This window comes from Sorangium sp. So ce726 (genome assembly GCF_051521405.1).
Classification (GTDB): Bacteria; Myxococcota_A; Polyangia; order Polyangiales; family Polyangiaceae; genus Sorangium.
On the sequence record NZ_CP150349.1, the window covers coordinates 4,976,387 to 4,992,634 of the forward strand.

The following is a 16,248-nucleotide window of genomic DNA, read 5'->3' on the forward strand; positions in this document are numbered from 1 at the left end:
GCACACCTGACATCGCATCGCGCGGATCAACCGGCCTGCGCCGCGGTGGCATTGCTGTCCGCGGGCTGCCGCGGCGCTCCGCGCAGCGTTGCGATCTCGGCCTCGACGTGCGCTCTCAGGCGCGGATCGCCGGCGAGCCGCCTGGCCCAGAGCCGCTTCATCTGCGCCCACACGGTGCGTCGAATGGCGAGCGGATCGAGCGCCGCGGCCGCGCCGTCGCGCTCGGTCGCGACGACCAGCCGCGCATAATCGGTCGGACGCACAACGCCGCGGATGGCCTCCCAGGCGGCGAGATAGGCTGCATCGAACCGATCGCGGAGCGGTCGCTCGCGGCGTTGGGCCTCCTCCGCCATCGCCTCTTGCCATCGCGTCTCGGCCTGCTCCCAGCGCTCATCGGAGAGGTCGTGCGCGCGGAGCACGTCGGCCCGGGGGACCGGCCGCTCCGCGAGCTCCGCCGCGATGATCGCGCACCGCTCGACGCTGACCTCGTCGCCCTCGCCGAGCGGCGGGAGCGGCCCCGGGACCGCGCCGCCCTCGCGTCGGAGCTCGGGGAAAAAGCGAGACGCGGCCGGCTGCTCGGACGCTTCCGAGGCGAGCCCCGGGACCGCGGTGGCGTCGAGGGGAGCCTCGAAGCCCGCGGGCGCCGCCGCCGTCGGCGCGGAGGTCGGGGGCTCCGCGGGCGCGGAAGGCGCCCGCGGAGCGCGCTCGCCGGACCAGGGCGCGCCAGGGATCGGCAGCTCGGGCGCGACGCGCGGCGGAAGCGGCGGCGCGGCAGGAAACGGCGTCGCGGGCTGATCGGTGATCCGCGCCTCGTCCTCGCTCGACAGGAGCGTGGTGCTGGTGAAGAGGGCAGGGATTTGCGCGGCGACCGGCCCAGGCTCGCCCTGCTCCGCCGGCGCAGGGGCTGCGGGCCCGAAGGGGAGCGCCGGCGCGTGCATCGACGGCTCGTCCGGCTCCACGAGCGCGAGCGTTCGAAAGAGCGACGCGGCGGACAGCGGAGGATCGACGAGCTCGACGTCCTCGGCGGAGAGGCTGATCGGGAGCTCCGGGGCGAGCCGCGCCTCACCCGCACCGTCGGGCGCGTCCTTCATCCGGGCGGTCTCCTGGGAGCCCAGGCGGAGGGAAGGCGGATGCGCCGGCTGCGCGCGATCCTGCTCCTCGAGGCGCACGTCGGGCCATGCGATCTCCTCGCCTTCGATCTCGACGCCGGCCACGATCCGCACGGCCGCGAGGGCGTCCTCGCCGGAGACGGGGAAGACCCGGCGCCACACGACCGTGCAGCGCTGCTCGACGCCGTCGATGCGAAGCGTGTCGGCGTTGAGCTCGAGCAGCTCGCCGTCTGCCGGGGCGGAGTCGGCGAGCCCCCGGATCCGCGCCACCCCGCGCGCCCCGGGCAAGCGCATCTGAAGCCGTGGAGCCGCCGGATTCACGTGCTCGAGCACGATCCACTCGTCGCCTTGCAGGAATTCGATCCGCTGATCCGCGGGCGCCGCCTGGAAGTACGACCAGTCGAAGCCCGCAGGGATATCGGCGTTCGGCCCCTCGAGCGCCTTGCGAGGCGTGCTGCCGAGCAGCCGGCGGCGCACCGGCGAGGTGCGCGCGAGCGGCGCGAAGCCAGCGAGGCGTGCGGGATCCTGGAGGTCGAGGATGTTGGCCGGGCCGTCCATCGGCTCCCCATCGAACGGATTCTCCCACCCGTTCGCGCCGCAAACCGCCCTCTCGTACACGAGGGGTATCTGCCGGAAGGGCCCCTTGTCGCGGACGAGGAGGCGCTTGTCGAGCACCCAGCCACCCGCGCTGTAGACCGCGAGCCGCACCGGCAAGGACTGGACCTCGGTGCCGCGTGGCGCATGCGCGTCTCCGGTGAAGACGACATCGGCGCGACCGAGGTAGGGCGCGAGGTCCCCGCTCCAGCGGACGCTCCGCGCCGGGTTTTTGCCATGGTGGACCTCGGCGCCGAGGATCTCCTGCGGATCGGTCCGCCACATCACCGCATCGATCGCAAAGGCGAAGCTCGCCTTGGCGATGACGGTGATGTAGTGCCGGCCTTGTGTGCGCCAGGCGATCGCGGCGGCCGCGGCGCCTTTCAGCGGCGTCACGGCGCCGCGCGGGAGCGCGCTCATGATCGTGCTCTCCGACAACCGCTCCCGGCCATGGCTCGCCTCGGCACCATGAATCGCCTCACAGGTGAGTACCCCCTGTTGTGTTAAGAGCGCGCGGCAATCTCGCGATCTATGTGTGACTGCAGCGCTGGCGCTTCTTTGAAGCGATGTCGTCGGACCGGGAGCGTGGATCCGCCGTGGCTCAGAACGAGCCGCGCGGTGGAGATCCACGGCGCGCTCCCAGCCGTCGACCGGCAGCGGCTCAGGGGCCTTGCTGAGCCCACGGGCATCCTTGGGCGGAGGGAACGGCACCGTGCGCGAGAGCGTGAGGCCGGCGAAGCTGACCAGCAGCGGAACACCGGCGCCCGTAGGCTGCCCGAGCGCGCGCCGCGCGTTCGACGCGACGGTCGCCAGCGACGCGATCTCGCGCGACCGCTCGCCGGCGAACCACGCCATGATCGAGACGCCGCTCAGCCATGCGACAGGCCCGCCAGGATCCTCGCTGAACACGACCTGCGCGTCGGACGTGTCAGGCGCCCTGACCGTCATCCACTCGATGTCCACGCCGCCCGGCTTTGTCCGGATGCCGAACTTGCGGCCGGACGTCTCCACCACGAAGACGGCTCGATCGCCGCGCGCCGCCATGAACGCGAGCCTCGCGGGGCCGAGCGTGTCCTTCGGCGCGGGGCCGGTCCACGTCCGGATCCGACCGTGCGCCGCCGTGAGATCGAGCCAGCGCAGCGTCCACGTCGCGGCCGGCGGCGCGGCGTCGCTCATGCTTTTGCCGGCGCTCGAGCAGCGGCCCCGCGAGCGGCGCGGGCTCGGCGTCGAGCTCGGCCGGCGCAGGAGGCGCGCCCGCCGGCTCCCAGCCGATGCGGAGGAACCCGCCGAGCTTCAGGCCGATCTCGTTGATGGCGTACCGCCTGGGGTCGTCCAGCGGGGCGTCGTCCGCGCGCAGGAGCGCCGCCTTCGCGCGGGCGGGGACCTCGATGGACGTCCACGATCGACCCGCGTCCGCCGACACGAGCACCTCCTTGTCAGGGATGGCGGTGATGGGGAGGCCGCGCACGATCGCGATCTGCCCGCTCGCGAGCGGGCCAGCGCCGTGGTCGCTCAGGTATGAATCTTCCCTTCTCATACCGTCCCGGCGAGGGGTGATCGCGGCCCAGCGCCCGCCTGGCTGGAGCACGCACGCGAGGTGCCACTCCAACGCGGCGCCCGGCTCCGCCGCGCAGAGCGCGAGCGCCATCGCGCCGCCGCTCGGTGAGGAGCGGAGCGCTCTCGTGGTGTCGCGGCGACCTCTCCACCACAGGGCGACCGGCGCCTCGTCTGCGGCGCGCTTGCTCGCGCGGATCCAGCGCAGGAGCGGAACCCGCGGAGCGTGATGGCCGCCTCCACCGGTGGGTGCTGTCCGCCTCGGGCCGCGCAAACCTGGCGACCTCAGCGAGATTCCAGGCAGGGAAGCGCTCGCTGCTCGAGCGGAACCGAAGGCGACAACTACATTGGCGGAATCTTCAGGCTACCAGCCTTATTCTGCCCAGCACTGCCCACCGCACGCCGAGCGCCAAGCGTTGCAGGCCCATGTGGCATCACTTTGCTGATAGCCCCACCAGATCGTGACATAACCGGCGATTTTGGGACCCCACCCCGAATTCCAGTCATCATCATGAACCTTGCACGTCCAGTTGGCTTTTGCCGCTTGCTGCGTGGTTCCAACCGCCTCCGCCGCGTCGGGGTCGATCGCGTCCGCCGACTCGGGATCAGCCGCCGCCACGTCGGGCTGGGTCGCCTGCTCGCCATCGCCTTCGAGGGAAGCGTCGCCAACGCAGCCACCGAGCACGGCTGCGGCACCGAGGAGCGTCAACGGGAGGACCCTCTTGCTGAACAAACTCATCTCTTTACTCTCCTGAGAATTTTACCTGGAGCGGCCATTCGCATCCCGCTCTTGCCGAACTGGATGCTCCGGTGGGGGGCCGTCCTTCACCCAATCGTGTGCGGCCCTCTCTTTTTCCAGAGAAGCCTCCTATCGCGCTGGCGACGGCCTCCCGGCCGATCTTCGTGACCCGATCGGGGCGAGGTGCCGATACCGACCCATCATGCCGCGGGCACCGGACATTGGCTGGCGCGGCGGCGGAGGGGGCCCGTCGGGCCACGCCGGAGCTGCCCTTGGTGGCAAAACAGCCGAAGGATGCCGAATTCGCCATGATTTCTGGCGGGATTCGCGACGCGCGGAACTGGATCGAGGGTCACCGCGAGCTTCGGCTTGCGGAGAGCGAGCTTGCCGGCGCTACAGGAGGCTTCGTTCGAAAAAGAGGCGGCCGCACACGATTGGGTGAAGGATTGCGCGCCACCGGCGCATCCAGCACCCGAGAGAGAGGGATGCGAACGGCCCCTCCAGTAGGAATTTCTGAGGAGATTGAAAATGAGCTTGTTCAGCAAGAGGGTCCTCCCGTTGACGCTCCTCGGCGCCGCAGCCGTGCTCGGTGGCTGCGTTGGCGACGCTTCCCTCGAAGGCGATGGCGAGCAGGAGACCCAGCCCGAGGCGCCGGCGGTTGATCCCGAGTCAGCGGACGCGATCGACCCCGACGCGGCAGAGGAGGTTGGAGCCGCACAGCAAGCGGCTCCGGATTATAGCAATAGCACATGGTCGTGCTGGCGTACTGAGATGACCCTCTATGGAGGTGCTGACAGCCGAAAAGGCGGGGTCACCATCTGGTGGGGCCATCATGATTATGATGCCAGGTGGGCCTGCAACGAATGGATAAGCGCGTGCAAGGGAACCTGCTGGGCTGAGTGGGCTCATTGGGGGAAGTAGTTGTGCCATTCGGCTCCGCTCGAGCAGCGAGGGCTTCCGTGCCTGAAATCTCGCTGAGATCGCCAGGTTTGCGCGGCCCGAGGCGGACAGCGTGATCGGCACACGGAGCGCCTCCGTGGTGCTTCTGTGAGAATCTACGATGAGCCGCCTCGCGGTCCTCAGGGGCCCAGCCGTTGCGGTCTCTCGCGCCTTCTGAATGCTGCGATGGCGGGCCGTCCTTCGCCAAATCGTCGGAGGCCATCTCTTTAGCGAGAGAACGAAGATCCCATGACGAAGGTGAGTCGCTGGATGCGCAGGTCGGTGTCGCGTGCGAAGCTCTGGCGCGGTCCCTGCCGGAAACACGGCTCCCTGGCGGGGTGGCATGTGAAGGTGCTCGGGGCTTCCTCCGCGCGAAGAGGACGCGACGGGGCCTGTGGTCTACGCAGCGCTCCTCGCGCTGCTCTTCACCGTGCGCTTCGGGATGCGACGAAAAAAATGAGGAGCAGGCGCGTCGGCGCACCTCCAGCGCGCGCGCTCATGCTAACAACCGCGCCGGTCGTCCGAACGCAGACGAGCTGGCCATGGACGACCGAAGGCGGCCATCCTCACGGCCGCCTCGACTCGTGGGCCGGCGATGCATGGAGCTTTGAATGAGGTACTACCTGTTCGTTGGATTGCTTGCCTTGCCCCTCCTGGGGTGCGGATCGGATCCTGCTGACGATGCGGGCGCGACAACGACGGGCGCGACGACGACGGGCGCGACGACGAGCACGGGCTCCGCGGGGACGGGAGGTGCCGGCGGGGAGTCGCCGGGCTGCGCTCCGACCGCGGCGCCGGACGTCACCGATGTCTCCGGTACGTGGGCGTACCGCGCCATCGGGTCGCAGCTCACCCAGGCGCAGGGTCTCCCGCCGTTCCAGACGCGCATCGTCAGCGTGATGCTCATCACGCAGCAGCAGAATGGAGACGCCATCTCCTTGCAGGGCACGTATTGCGACCATTACACCGAGGACCCGGACGCGATCGTGCACGCCGTCATCCCGGACAGCTTCCGCGAGGCGCTCGCGCCGGTGACCCGTGAGGGCACGTTTGCCGCGAGCGAAGGGGGGCTCCGCTACAAGCTCGGGCCCCTCCACGAGGTGATCGGCGCGGCGCTCGACGACCCGGCGCAGGACGAGCTGCCCACGGATCCGGCGGACGCTCGCGTCGTCGATCAGGACGAGGACGGACACCCGGGGATGACAGTTCAGCTCCAGGGGCTCATCGACGGGTCGGTGTACGTGGCCGAGCGGGCGCGGACCGAGCTCGACGGCGTGGCGGTCGCGACCTATCGCATCGAGGGTCGGCTCGGCTTCGTGTCGGAGCAGAGCGTGCTCGAAACGGATCCTTCGAGCCTCAAGGCGACCATGGCCGCCTCGAGGACGTATCCCGATCCGGAGGAGTGCAGCAGCACCTTCGTGATGGTCCGTACCCCTGACGACGCGGACTGCGCCTGGATCAACGAGAGGGCCGACACGCTCTTCCAGTAAAGCCCCTCCCGGCGGTCGCGGCGCCCCGCGTGACCGAGCGCCTCCGGGCCTCCGATCGAGAGGACGCCGGCTTCGCTGCGCTGCTCACTCAGGCAGCCGCAGGACGAAGCCGGCGCCGGCCAGCCAGCCGCCGCTGGAGAAGCCGGGATAACCTGGGTTGTTCGTCTGCAGCCCCTCCACGCCGTCGAGCGGCTCGCCGCTCACGATGTCGACAAGGTTGTCGGGGACCTCGTCGATCACGGGGTTCCTGGCGGACGGGCTCTTCGACACCTCCCGTGGCAAGAGCAGCTGGCCGTGCAGGAACGCTCCCACGCCGAAGTCGGCGCCGAAGAGCGACACCGGCGTCTCGAACGAGGCGCTGACCGCGAGGCGCGAGTTGTCAACGTAGTTGGTCCTGCCGGTCTGGTCCGGCACGGGAGACGGCGTGAAGGCGACGTCGGCAGAGAGCCTGCGGCTCCCCAGCACGACCGCGCCGCCGAGCCCCACGGACACCGTGCTCGACCACGGGTCGGGCGGGGTCTCCGCGTGCCGATCGCGGTACTCTGACCACCGCGTCAGGAGCGCGTGCCCGCCGATCTCCCAGGAGGGCAGCGCCGGGCTCTTCGAGCCAGCGGCGCGCTCGCCCCATCGGTCCTCGCTTGGCGGGCCCATGACCGAGGCCCCGACGCCGACGCGGGTCGGCTGGTGCCCGAGCGTCAAGCGGTAGGCCTGGGGGACCGAGGTCTCGCCCTCCGGATAGGTGTAGTTCCAGAAGCGGATCCTGTTCTCGCCGTCGGTGTCCGACGCCGAGGCGAGGTGGAGCGTGGCCGAGAGGCGCAGCCAGGGGGCTGGGCTGGTCGCGAAGGCGAAGTAAGGAGCGAAGACGCTCTCGACCTCCACGTCGGGGTTGATGAGGGCGGTCCGCTGGTCGCTCGCGTCGGGCACGTGAACGGCGGTCCGCGCGCTGGTGCCGATCGTGACGTCGACGCCTGCCCCCACGGATAGCCAGCGGGTGATCCGGCCGGCCACCGACACGGCCAGGCTGGTGACCGACAACCGATCTCCCAGCAGCTCGAACTCCAGCCGATTCGAGAAGTACTGCGCGCGCTCGTCGGCGAAGAAGGCCCGCTGCTCCTGGAAGCTCCTGAGGGGCAAGAGGGCGTAGAAGCCCAGGACGAGGCGGTCCTCGTAGAGCGGCCTCACGAACCCGAGGGTCGCGTACGTGTTGGTCTGCCGGTCGCGCGTATCGCCGCGCGGGCTCGGGAGCTTCGACCCCGGCATGGGCCGGTGGGTGAGCCGAGAGGTCGAGCCGTCCGGATTCCGGATCTGGCCATCGTACACCGACTCGGGCACATCGACGCCCGGAGGGCGTGGGGCGAGGGTGATGTCGCCGTGCGTGACGAGCACGAAGAAGCCCGCTTGCGTCGTCGCCGCCGCGTACGGCAGGAGCGCGGGGTTGAAGAACGCGGCTTCCGGTCCCCGCGCGAGCGCCCGTGCGTTCAGCCCGTTGGCGCTCGTGGGAGCGCCGGTGATCTCGAGCGCGCCCGACGCACGGACGACTCCGGCCTGGAGGAGCAAGGCGGACGCCAGCGCGAACGGCGTGGCGACACAGAATTTGTGCGGCATAGGTGCTCGAGGCGCGGGAGTCTGCCGGAGGGTCGGCCGCGAGGTCAAGCCCTGGGCAGCGCAATTTTACGCATCGTCACGGGCTCACCACGCCGACGCACGCTGAGAAAAGTAACACAGGTGTCATTGAACCTCCCTCTCGGAGCCATCTTCGCCGGCCGGTGCCGGATCGAGCGGTGCATCGGGCGGCGAGCGAGGGGGACCGGCGATGAAGAGACGGCCGCGGACGATTTGGTGAAGGGCAGCCCGCCACCGGAGCATCCACCAGACGCGAGGGAGACCGGGATGCGAGCGGTCCCCTCCAACAAAAAACTCCCAGGAGAATATAAAGATGAGCTTGTTCAGCAACGTGGTCCTCCCGTTCACGCTCCTCGGCGCCGCAGCCGTGCTCGGCGGCTGCGTCGGTGAGGTTCCCCTCGAAGGCGATGACGCACAGGCGCCCCAGTCCGAGTCAGCGGACGCGATCGACCCCGACGCGGCGGAGGCGGTTGGAGCGGCGCAACAAGCGCTTGAATCTACGTGGGTTTGCAAGCAGTGGTGGGGGTATTGGAAGGAAGTCGGCCGTGTCACGATCTGGTGGGGCCATACGCGATCCGATGCCCTCTGGGCCTGCCAGAACTGGGTTGCGGCCTGCTACAATCACGGCGACGGCTGCTATACCGATTCGAGTCCCGTCTACGCGAGATGGTGACGAGCGTGGGGGGCCTCCTGATCGATCCCAGCTAGAGCGACAAACGGGTTGAAACCACAAGAAGAAGCAGGAATTTCACAGGGAGGCGGGGAGGCGGGGAGCAAGAGACGGCAAGAGGGAGAAATTCATTATTTTTTTCTTCCTCCCCGCCTCCCCGCCTCCCTGTGAAAATTCTCCGGGTTTCAACGTAACCGGTGTTCTAGCCGCACGAGGCGGCCGGCGAACGCGTCGCCGCGCTGCTGGCGCTCCTGCTGGCGCCGCGCGCGTCACCTCCGACCCTGCCGCGCGGGCTCCCGCCACGTAGCTCGAGGAGCTCCGCGAGCTCCGGCCTGAGGCACTCGAGATCGCCAGCGTGTCAGGAGGCTTCCTTCGAAAAAGAGATGACCGCCTACGATTTGGTGAAGGACGGCCCGTCACCCGAGCATTCACCAGGCGCGAGCGAGCGGGCCAAGCCGTACACCATTTTTTTTTGTGCCGGCCGCTCCTACTCACCCGTGAGGTTCCCTCATGTCCGATATGTTTGTCGTTCACTCGAGCGCCTTGCCCTCTTCCACCAAACTCGTAGCTTTTCATGGCACCGAGGGCATCTCGAAGCTCTATCGCTTCGAGCTCTACCTGACGATGACCAATGACGTCGGCCATGATCTGGATATGGCCGCCGCCGTGGGCAAGCCGGTGACCCTCTCCCTCGACCGGAGCGACGGCGGCGCGCGGTTCCTCCGAACCGGCGTGCTTGAAAGCATCGAGCTGGTCAATGATCTTGCCGGTAGGTGCGTCTTCCGGGCCGTCATGGTTCCGCGCCTCGCTCTGCTCACCTTGTCGCTTCACAGCCGTGTCTTCAGCGGGCAGACGATCCCGACGATCATTCAAGACGTCCTGCAAAAGGGCGGCGTCACGGACTGCGCGTTCCAGCTGCGGGGCGCCTACGGCGCCGAGGAGCACGTCTGCCAGTACCGCGAGAGCGACTATGACTTCATCGCCCGGTGGATGGAGCGCGAAGGCATCTACTATTACTTCGAGCACGGGGAGGGCGGCGAGACGCTGGTGCTGGTCGACGATCGGTCGGTCCATCAGCCCCATGGTGACAAGCCGGTCCGTTATTACCCGCAAAGCGGCGGCGTCACCACGGCGAGAGACGCCTTCCGCGCCTTCACGTGCCGGCATGGCGCCACGCCCGGCTCGGTCCGCCTCAAGGACTATGACTACACCAATCCGGCCGTGGCGGTCGCCGGGCAGGCGTCCGTTTGCGCCAATGGCTTCGGCGAGGTCAGCCTGTACGGCGCGCGGTTCTTCTCGCCGGGCGAAGGGGCGCGGCTGGCGCGGATCAAGGCGGAGAGCCTCTCCGCCGGCGGCGTCGTCTACCAGGCGATGGGCGCGGCGGGGACGCTGATCCCCGGGTTCACGTTCGAGCTCGACGATCATCCTCGGGCCGCGTTCAACACGAAGTATTTGACGACCGAGATCGAGCACTGGGCGAGCCAGGCCTCGGGCGTCCCCGAGCTCCGGGAGCTCGCGCCGTGGGAGGAGAACTACCGCATCGAGGCCAGGGCCATCGCCGCGACGGTGCAGTTCCGCGCGCCGCAGGTCACCGAGTGGCCGCGCATCTACGGTACCGAGACCGCGATCGTCGATGGAGCGGCGGTCAGCGACTACGCCCAGATCGACAGCCATGGTCGCTACCGGGTCAAGTTCCACTTCGACGAGAGCGACCTGAGCGGGGGGAAGGCGTCGACCTGGGTTCGGATGCTTCAGCCCCATGGCGGTGGCATCGAGGGCTTCCATTTCCCGCTCCGAGCTGGCGTCGAGGTCATGTGCGCCTTCGCGGGAGGCGATCCCGACAGGCCGGCCATCGTCGGGGTCGCGCCCAACGCGCTGACGCCGAGCCCCGTCACGGCGGGAAACAGCACGCGGAACGTGATCCAGACGGGCGGGCGCAATCGCCTCGAGCTGGAAGACCAGGCGGGGCAAGAGCGGATCACGCTGTCGACGCCCCATTCGAACACCTACATCCGGATGGGGGCGCCCAACTTTGGAGCGACGCTCGAGTCGAAGACGTGGGGTAACGCGTTCGCGTTCGTCGGGCTCTCCGCCGAGAACATCGTGGGCCTCAACCGAACGACGGTCACCGGGGGGTTCTCCCAGAATGTGGTGTTAGGCTTCGGTCTGTCTGTGACCGGGCTCTACTCATGCAGCGTCGTCGGTGGATACTCAGACAGCGTGGTCGGGGGCTGGCGCAGGACAAACATCTTTGGTTACGACAAGACGACCGTGCGCGGGTACCGAGAGACCCTCATCAAGGGGAAGCGGACCACGACCGTCAATGGCGACGACAAGACCACGCTCAAGGCCAATCGCAATGTCGAGATCGATGGCCATAGCCGATTGTACGTAGACAAGACCCGCACCACTACCATCCAAGGCAAGGACACCGGCATCTTTCGCGATGATCGCGAGACGACGGTCATTGGAGACAACGAAACGACGATTCGAGGCAATAGCAAGACGACCGTTCAGGGTACGAGGGCAACGGAGATCCGTGGTCGCGCCACGACCGACTTGTACGCAGGGAGAACGACCACCATTCACAAGGGGGGGAGCGTCACGCAGATCACAGGCAGGACCACCAGTACGTTCAACGGCGGAGTTACCTCTACGGTGAATGCGTGGAGGAAGAGCACTGTCACAGGTAATGCCACCAGCGTGGTGAATGGTCTATATAAAACGGAGATTGGGAGGCGGGTCGAGAGGATTAAAGGGACAAAGTACGAGAGGATCGATGGGCTGGCATTCAAGAAAGCCCCCAATGAGGTGAAGGAGATCAGTGTATCGAAGCTGAAGGCGAAGGGTATCAATGTCGGTGTCGAGATACACAGAATGAAGTGCTACCTCGACCTGAGGCACTCACAGTTGCACATCCTCAAGTGATCCGTCCATCGCGTGTGCGACGCGCTCGCTCTTGCCGCCGAGCCGTACGCCCCACCGAGCCCACTTCCCTGGGTTCCATCGGATGATCCTGAGCTGGCGCGCGGCGCGCTCTCGGCGCTACCTCAGGATCGGCTTGCAGTTCGTGAACTTGAACGACGTCACTATCGTGAACACCGCGCTGCCGCCGCGGCGCTCCGCGTAGAAGAAGTCGAGCGGATACTCCTTGCCGACCTCGATGCCGAGCTCCTCGGCGTGCGCGTCGAGATCGAGGAGCGCCGTGGTCGGGACGTGGAGCCCGCCCATGTCGATCGCGAGGCGCCTGTTGATGAACACCCAGAGATCGTCGTCACCGTTGAAGAAGAAGACGCCGCCGGGCTGGTAGTCGAACGTCATGTGGAGCTCGTACGTGAAGCCGAAGTTGTGGATGTTCCCCTCGTTGCCCCACCCCCGATCGTCGAGGGGGAAGAACTGGTTTCCCAAGAAGCTCCCGAGGCCGCGTTCGCTCACCTGGAGAGGGACGTCGTACCGGAACGATACGTTGACCGTGGGGTCGTCGTGATACCACTGATAGAACGCCTCCGGCCCGGTGGTGTGCTCCGTGCCGCCCTCATGGGCATAGACCGGCTTGTCGTCGGGGCCGAGCTCGGCCTGGACGATGCCTTTCAGGCCGTCGCCCGAGAACCACTCGAAGTCGGGGTGCCCGCCGTCAGAGTTCCAGGCCTTGAAGTCGCGCAGCACCCCCGCGAGCTTCGGCTCGCAATGCTCGTCCCCGCCAGCGCCGGTGGTGCCTTGGGGAGAGCCGCCGCCAGCGCCGGGATCGAGGATACCGGGGTCATCACCGCCGGCGGTGGACGAGGACGAGGACGAGGCGGGCGAAGACGATGTCGTGGCGCCGAGGTCGCGACCGATGACGGCGATCTCGGTGGTGCACCCCGCGAGCGCCGTGCCCGTCGAGAGAAGGACGGCCAGGAAGCGCGGGGTTCCCGCGCAGGTGGCCGCCGTGGGCTGGGCTAGCTTCATCGAGATCGTCTCCTGTCGCATGGATGCCTCCGAGCTTGCCGGTCCTGCAGGCAAACTCATGTGAACGCGCCGTTTCAAGGGGCGCTGCCTGAAGGGGCGCTGCCGACGAGGCGGCGCACCCGCTCGGCATAGGGGTTCGACGCATGCCTCGTGAGAAACGCCTCCGCGCGCGCATGCGCCTCCTCCGTGCGGCCGAGCCGCACCAGCGCTTCGATAGCGATGAACTCCCGCTCTGCCGTGAGCTGGCCTCTCGGAAACTCGCGCCTGTGCTCGTCCAGCGCCGCGAGGGAGGCCCCCGGCGACCGCGCGAGCAGCGCCCTGGCTTGCTCCAGGCGCGTCGCCTCCCGGAGCAGGTCGTCGCTGTCGGACGCCGCGCTCCCGGCCGGCGCAGGAGGCGGCGCGGGCTCGCTCTGCCGGACGTCCTGGCCGACGTCGCGCGGCGGCTCCCGGCGAGGGGCGGACGCGGCCGGACGGGGTGCGTCAGCGGCCGCGGACGGCGGCTCCAGCGCAGAGGCAGCTGGCGCCGTCTCCCTGGGGCGCAGGGCGCCCCGCGCGTTCGAGAGGAGGCGCTCCGCCGGCAGGTGCTCCAGCCGAGGCGGCGGCTGGGCCAGCGCGGCGTCGCGCTGGCCTTGGCGAACGGCGCTGTGGAGGGCGAGGCCGCCGGCCCCGAGCCCCGCCACGACGAGCAGGCCCTTCGCCCACATGGGCAGCGCGGCGCCGCCGCTCGGGGCCGCCCCGAGCGGCGCCACGCGGGCCGCCGTGCGCGCCGCCTCGACGGGCGTCATCGGCCGCGGGCGCACGGCCGAACGCAGCAGCTCGCGCGCCCCGGCCGGGGCGCCTCCGTCCTCTTCGATCCACCGCTTCGGTTCGCTCATATGCCCCCTCGTCGCGAGCGCTCGGCCTCGGTCCTCTTCAGCAGCGCCGCAAACTCTTTCCGCGCCGCGTGAAGGCGCGAGTAGACAGTGCCCAAGGGGATGCCGATCAGCTCGGCGATCTCGCCGCATGGCATCTCCTCGATCTCGAACATCACGAAGACGGCGCGCCGATCGAGGTCCATCGCCTGGAGGATGCGCTCGAGCCGCTCTCTCGCCTGCTTCCCGGAGGCGATCTCCTCGGGGCCCGACGCGGGATCCGCGACGCCGTGGACGTCCTCGCCGACGGGCGAGCGCTGCGCGCGCCGGCGGTGCGAGGCGGCGACGCGCCGGCAGATGGCGAAGAGCCATGTCGTGACCGGACAGGCCCAGTCGAAGGCGGGGAGACGCCGCTGGACCACGACGAAGACGTCCTGGAACGCGTCCTCGAGGTCCGGCGGATGAACACCGAACCGCTGCAACGTGGCCCACACGAAGCCGGCGTGCTCGGCGTGCACGGCGGCGAAGCCACGGGGCGGCCTGGGTCCGGCGCGGACCTCTGCGTCCAGACATTGCTCCACGCTCGTCTGAATGCCGGCGTCCGGCGGGTCCTTCATCAAAACGCGATCCCGGCCCCACCGAAGAGCGCGCCGGCCATCACCGGCTGCTCGAAGGCTGGCCGCTCGTTCCCCTGGAGCTGGAAGCGGTATCGCGTCAGCGGAAAGTGAACATCGATCCCGGTCTCGAGGCGGAGCGGACCGACGGCGCGCACGGCGAGGCGCGTGCCCACGCTGGGGCTGACCCAGAGCCGGGCTCCCGGGTCGACGGGGAGCACGGTCGGGTGTTCGTGGATGACAGCGTGGACGGCGCCCCCAAGCACGTGGACACACGCGCCAAGCGAGAGCCGCCCGGTCCGGAGCGCCTCCGCACACACGCCGAGCCAGCCCGCGGTGAGGCCGAACGCGAAGGCCGGATCGGGTGCGCGCTGCTCCGGAAGCCACAGCATTCCCGAGGTGATGGTCCAGCGTGGCGCGACGGACCATCCGGCCGACCATGCGACGCCGGGCCAGACCACCGGGAGGATGCCCGTGGTGGCGAGCCCGCGCAGCGTGACCGAGAGCCCAGGGCGTGGCGCCTGCTCCGCGTCGGGGAGCGGCGGGGGCGCGGGGCGCGGGGCGTCCACCTGCGTCGCGGGCTCTGCCGGGGCGCGTCGGGGCGGCTCCGGTCGCGGGGCTCCTGGCGGCGGGGCTTCCGGTGGCCCCGGCGAGGGCGAGCCTTGGGCCGGAGGAGGCGCGGCGGGGGCGGCGAGGGGGGCCGTGGGATCGACGGCGAGGGCGATCACCAGCGTTGCTGCGCTGGTGATCGCCTCGCAGGTCGCCGCGCTGCTCTCGAGCTTGCGCGCCGTGAGCGGCGCCCCGTCGCACCCGACGCTCCGGATCTCGGCCGACCATGCCCCGGGGGTTCCCTTCACCACGGCTTCAATCGAGGCGCCGCCGCCTGTCGTGGCGAGCTCCCGCCCGAGCCGCCGCGCGATCTCGGCGCGGACCTGTCGCGCCGAGGGGCACCGCTCCGCGGCCCCCTCCAGGCGGACCCATGACACGTCCGCGGCCCCGCGCGCGCACTCGGCGTGCGCCGCGGCAGGCGCGAGCGCGGCGCATGCGCAGAGCAGCGACACAGCCCCGCGCCCGCTCGCCCCAGGAACGGCTCGCTCGCGACGTTCGCTCGACAGAACCTAGACCTCGAGGCGCTTTCCGGGGTTCATGAGGTTCAGGGGATCGAGCGCCCGCTGGATGGATCGCTGGATCGCGAGCTCCTCGGCCGAGCGAGGATAGGGGAGAGAGCCTCTCGTGGGTATGTCAATTCCGTGTCAGGCGGCGATGTTTCAGCGATGTTTCTTCGCGAGCGAGCGGAGCCTCAGCTCCAGTGTGCGGTCAACTCGAGGTGATCGTCGTTGTCGCCGCCGCCGGCGATGATGCGCTGGCGGACGTGGCTGGCGCCGCCGATCATGAGGAGCTGCTCGCAGGAGCCTATGACTTCGGTCCACATGTTCTCGTCGAAGCCTTGGCAGCCGATCCAGAGAGCGCGGGTGAAGCCGCGGCGGGATTCGAGGACACGGACGTGGCCGGCGGAATAGTAGTTGGAGAAGACGCGCTGGCTGAGGGAGAAGAGGGTGGAAGGGGAGATGAGGCCCGCGATGACCTTGTAGATGCCGCTCATGTCGTCGTGCGTGCACTGGCGGCCAATCTGATGGATGAGCTCTTTGCCTTCGCCGGTGGTGCGCCGGATGGCCTGGAACAGGTCCTTGTACCAGGCGATCGGGTACCAGCCGGTGGAGACGAGGCTGCCGTAACGGATGCCGTCGCGCAGCGGCTCGCACATCTCATCCAGGCTGAGCTTCTGGACAGGCTCGCCGCGTAGCTTGCCAAAGCTCACAACCACGGAGCGAAACGCCACCCCCTTGACCTTCGGTTCGTCGGTCATCCCCTCGCGCGAGCGCCCTCGGCAATGAGGGTACCGCATGCCGCGGGGGCAGGCCACATTGTTGCCCTCCTCACCGGTATTGAAGAGTACAATCGCCTCCCACATGGTGCAGCCCGAGCCGTTCGATTTTCGCGCGGCTTTCGCGCGGCCCGCCTTCCGGATGGCCCCGCCTGATCGGGCCACCACCCAGGAGAGGAGTTCATGGGGGCGGCACCTGCAGCCATGGCCCAGAGCGACGTGGAGCCTCGCC

12 protein-coding genes are annotated in these 16,248 nt (G+C 69.0%); 3 read left to right on the plus strand and 9 right to left on the minus strand.

Going from position 1 to position 16,248, the window contains the following annotated elements; translation table 11 throughout:
• Positions 1-26: 26 nt before the first annotated feature.
• Complete coding sequence (locus tag WME79_RS18500) at positions 27-2,879, minus strand: DUF2169 domain-containing protein (protein ID WP_437537496.1); 2,853 nt, start codon at positions 2,877-2,879, stop codon at positions 27-29.
• Positions 2,880-3,630: 751 nt separating this feature from the next.
• Positions 3,631-3,996, minus strand: coding sequence for a hypothetical protein (locus tag WME79_RS18505; protein WP_437537499.1), 366 nt, complete (start codon positions 3,994-3,996; stop codon positions 3,631-3,633).
• A gap of 1,550 nt (positions 3,997-5,546) precedes the next feature.
• Between WME79_RS18505 and WME79_RS18510 the strand changes: the two genes are divergently transcribed.
• The gene (locus WME79_RS18510; protein WP_437537502.1) at positions 5,547-6,425 is read left to right on the plus strand and encodes a hypothetical protein; all 879 of its coding nucleotides are present in this window, start codon (positions 5,547-5,549) and stop codon (positions 6,423-6,425) included.
• An 84-nt stretch (positions 6,426-6,509) separates the two neighbouring features.
• Here WME79_RS18510 and WME79_RS18515 read toward each other — a convergent pair whose 3' ends face one another.
• Positions 6,510-8,030, minus strand: a complete 1,521-nt coding sequence (locus WME79_RS18515) for a hypothetical protein (protein ID WP_437537505.1) — start codon at positions 8,028-8,030, stop codon at positions 6,510-6,512.
• Between the two features lie 331 nt (positions 8,031-8,361).
• Here WME79_RS18515 and WME79_RS18520 point away from each other — a divergent pair, with 331 nt between their 5' ends.
• Positions 8,362-8,721 (plus strand): hypothetical protein, encoded by a 360-nt coding sequence (locus WME79_RS18520; protein WP_437537507.1) that lies wholly within the window; start codon positions 8,362-8,364, stop codon positions 8,719-8,721.
• Between the two features lie 507 nt (positions 8,722-9,228).
• Positions 9,229-11,646, plus strand: coding sequence for a type VI secretion system Vgr family protein (locus WME79_RS18525; RefSeq protein WP_437537510.1), 2,418 nt, complete (start codon positions 9,229-9,231; stop codon positions 11,644-11,646).
• Positions 11,647-11,763: 117 nt separating this feature from the next.
• On the opposite strand, the gene WME79_RS18530 is transcribed toward WME79_RS18525, so the two are convergent.
• The 6 genes from WME79_RS18530 to WME79_RS18555 are packed head-to-tail and all read right to left on the minus strand — an operon-like array spanning position 11,764 to position 15,998.
• Complete coding sequence (locus WME79_RS18530) at positions 11,764-12,687, minus strand: fibro-slime domain-containing protein (protein ID WP_437537513.1); 924 nt, start codon at positions 12,685-12,687, stop codon at positions 11,764-11,766.
• Between the two features lie 53 nt (positions 12,688-12,740).
• Positions 12,741-13,541 (minus strand): hypothetical protein, encoded by an 801-nt coding sequence (locus WME79_RS18535; protein WP_437537516.1) that lies wholly within the window; start codon positions 13,539-13,541, stop codon positions 12,741-12,743.
• Entirely contained in the window at positions 13,538-14,134 is a 597-nt protein-coding gene (locus WME79_RS18540; RefSeq protein ID WP_437537518.1) for an RNA polymerase sigma factor, read from the minus strand. Before WME79_RS18540 ends, WME79_RS18535 begins: the two co-directional genes overlap by 4 nt.
• A complete protein-coding gene (locus tag WME79_RS18545; protein WP_437537521.1) occupies positions 14,134-15,192 on the minus strand; it encodes a hypothetical protein in 1,059 nt (352 codons plus the stop codon). Before WME79_RS18545 ends, WME79_RS18540 begins: the two co-directional genes overlap by 1 nt.
• A 57-nt stretch (positions 15,193-15,249) precedes the next feature.
• A complete protein-coding gene (locus WME79_RS18550) occupies positions 15,250-15,378 on the minus strand; it encodes an FAD-linked oxidase C-terminal domain-containing protein (protein WP_437539873.1) in 129 nt (42 codons plus the stop codon).
• 53 nt (positions 15,379-15,431) lie between these two features.
• Positions 15,432-15,998 (minus strand): hypothetical protein, encoded by a 567-nt coding sequence (locus WME79_RS18555; protein WP_437537524.1) that lies wholly within the window; start codon positions 15,996-15,998, stop codon positions 15,432-15,434.
• Positions 15,999-16,248 lie beyond the last annotated feature (250 nt).

Bases quoted from the DNA above. Each gene is read 5' to 3' on its own strand.
- WME79_RS18535 (WP_437537516.1), bottom strand. From the start codon at position 13,541: ATGAGCGAACCGAAGCGGTGGATCGAAGAGGACGGAGGCGCCCCGGCC.
- WME79_RS18540 (WP_437537518.1), bottom strand. From the start codon at position 14,134: ATGAAGGACCCGCCGGACGCCGGCATTCAGACGAGCGTGGAGCAATGT.
- WME79_RS18500 (WP_437537496.1), bottom strand. From the start codon at position 2,879: ATGAGCGACGCCGCGCCGCCGGCCGCGACGTGGACGCTGCGCTGGCTC.
- WME79_RS18555 (WP_437537524.1), bottom strand. From the start codon at position 15,998: ATGACCGACGAACCGAAGGTCAAGGGGGTGGCGTTTCGCTCCGTGGTT.
- WME79_RS18510 (WP_437537502.1), top strand. From the start codon at position 5,547: ATGAGGTACTACCTGTTCGTTGGATTGCTTGCCTTGCCCCTCCTGGGG.
- WME79_RS18525 (WP_437537510.1), top strand. From the start codon at position 9,229: ATGTCCGATATGTTTGTCGTTCACTCGAGCGCCTTGCCCTCTTCCACC.
- WME79_RS18520 (WP_437537507.1), top strand. From the start codon at position 8,362: ATGAGCTTGTTCAGCAACGTGGTCCTCCCGTTCACGCTCCTCGGCGCC.
- WME79_RS18515 (WP_437537505.1), bottom strand. From the start codon at position 8,030: ATGCCGCACAAATTCTGTGTCGCCACGCCGTTCGCGCTGGCGTCCGCC.
- WME79_RS18530 (WP_437537513.1), bottom strand. From the start codon at position 12,687: ATGCGACAGGAGACGATCTCGATGAAGCTAGCCCAGCCCACGGCGGCC.
- WME79_RS18505 (WP_437537499.1), bottom strand. From the start codon at position 3,996: ATGAGTTTGTTCAGCAAGAGGGTCCTCCCGTTGACGCTCCTCGGTGCC.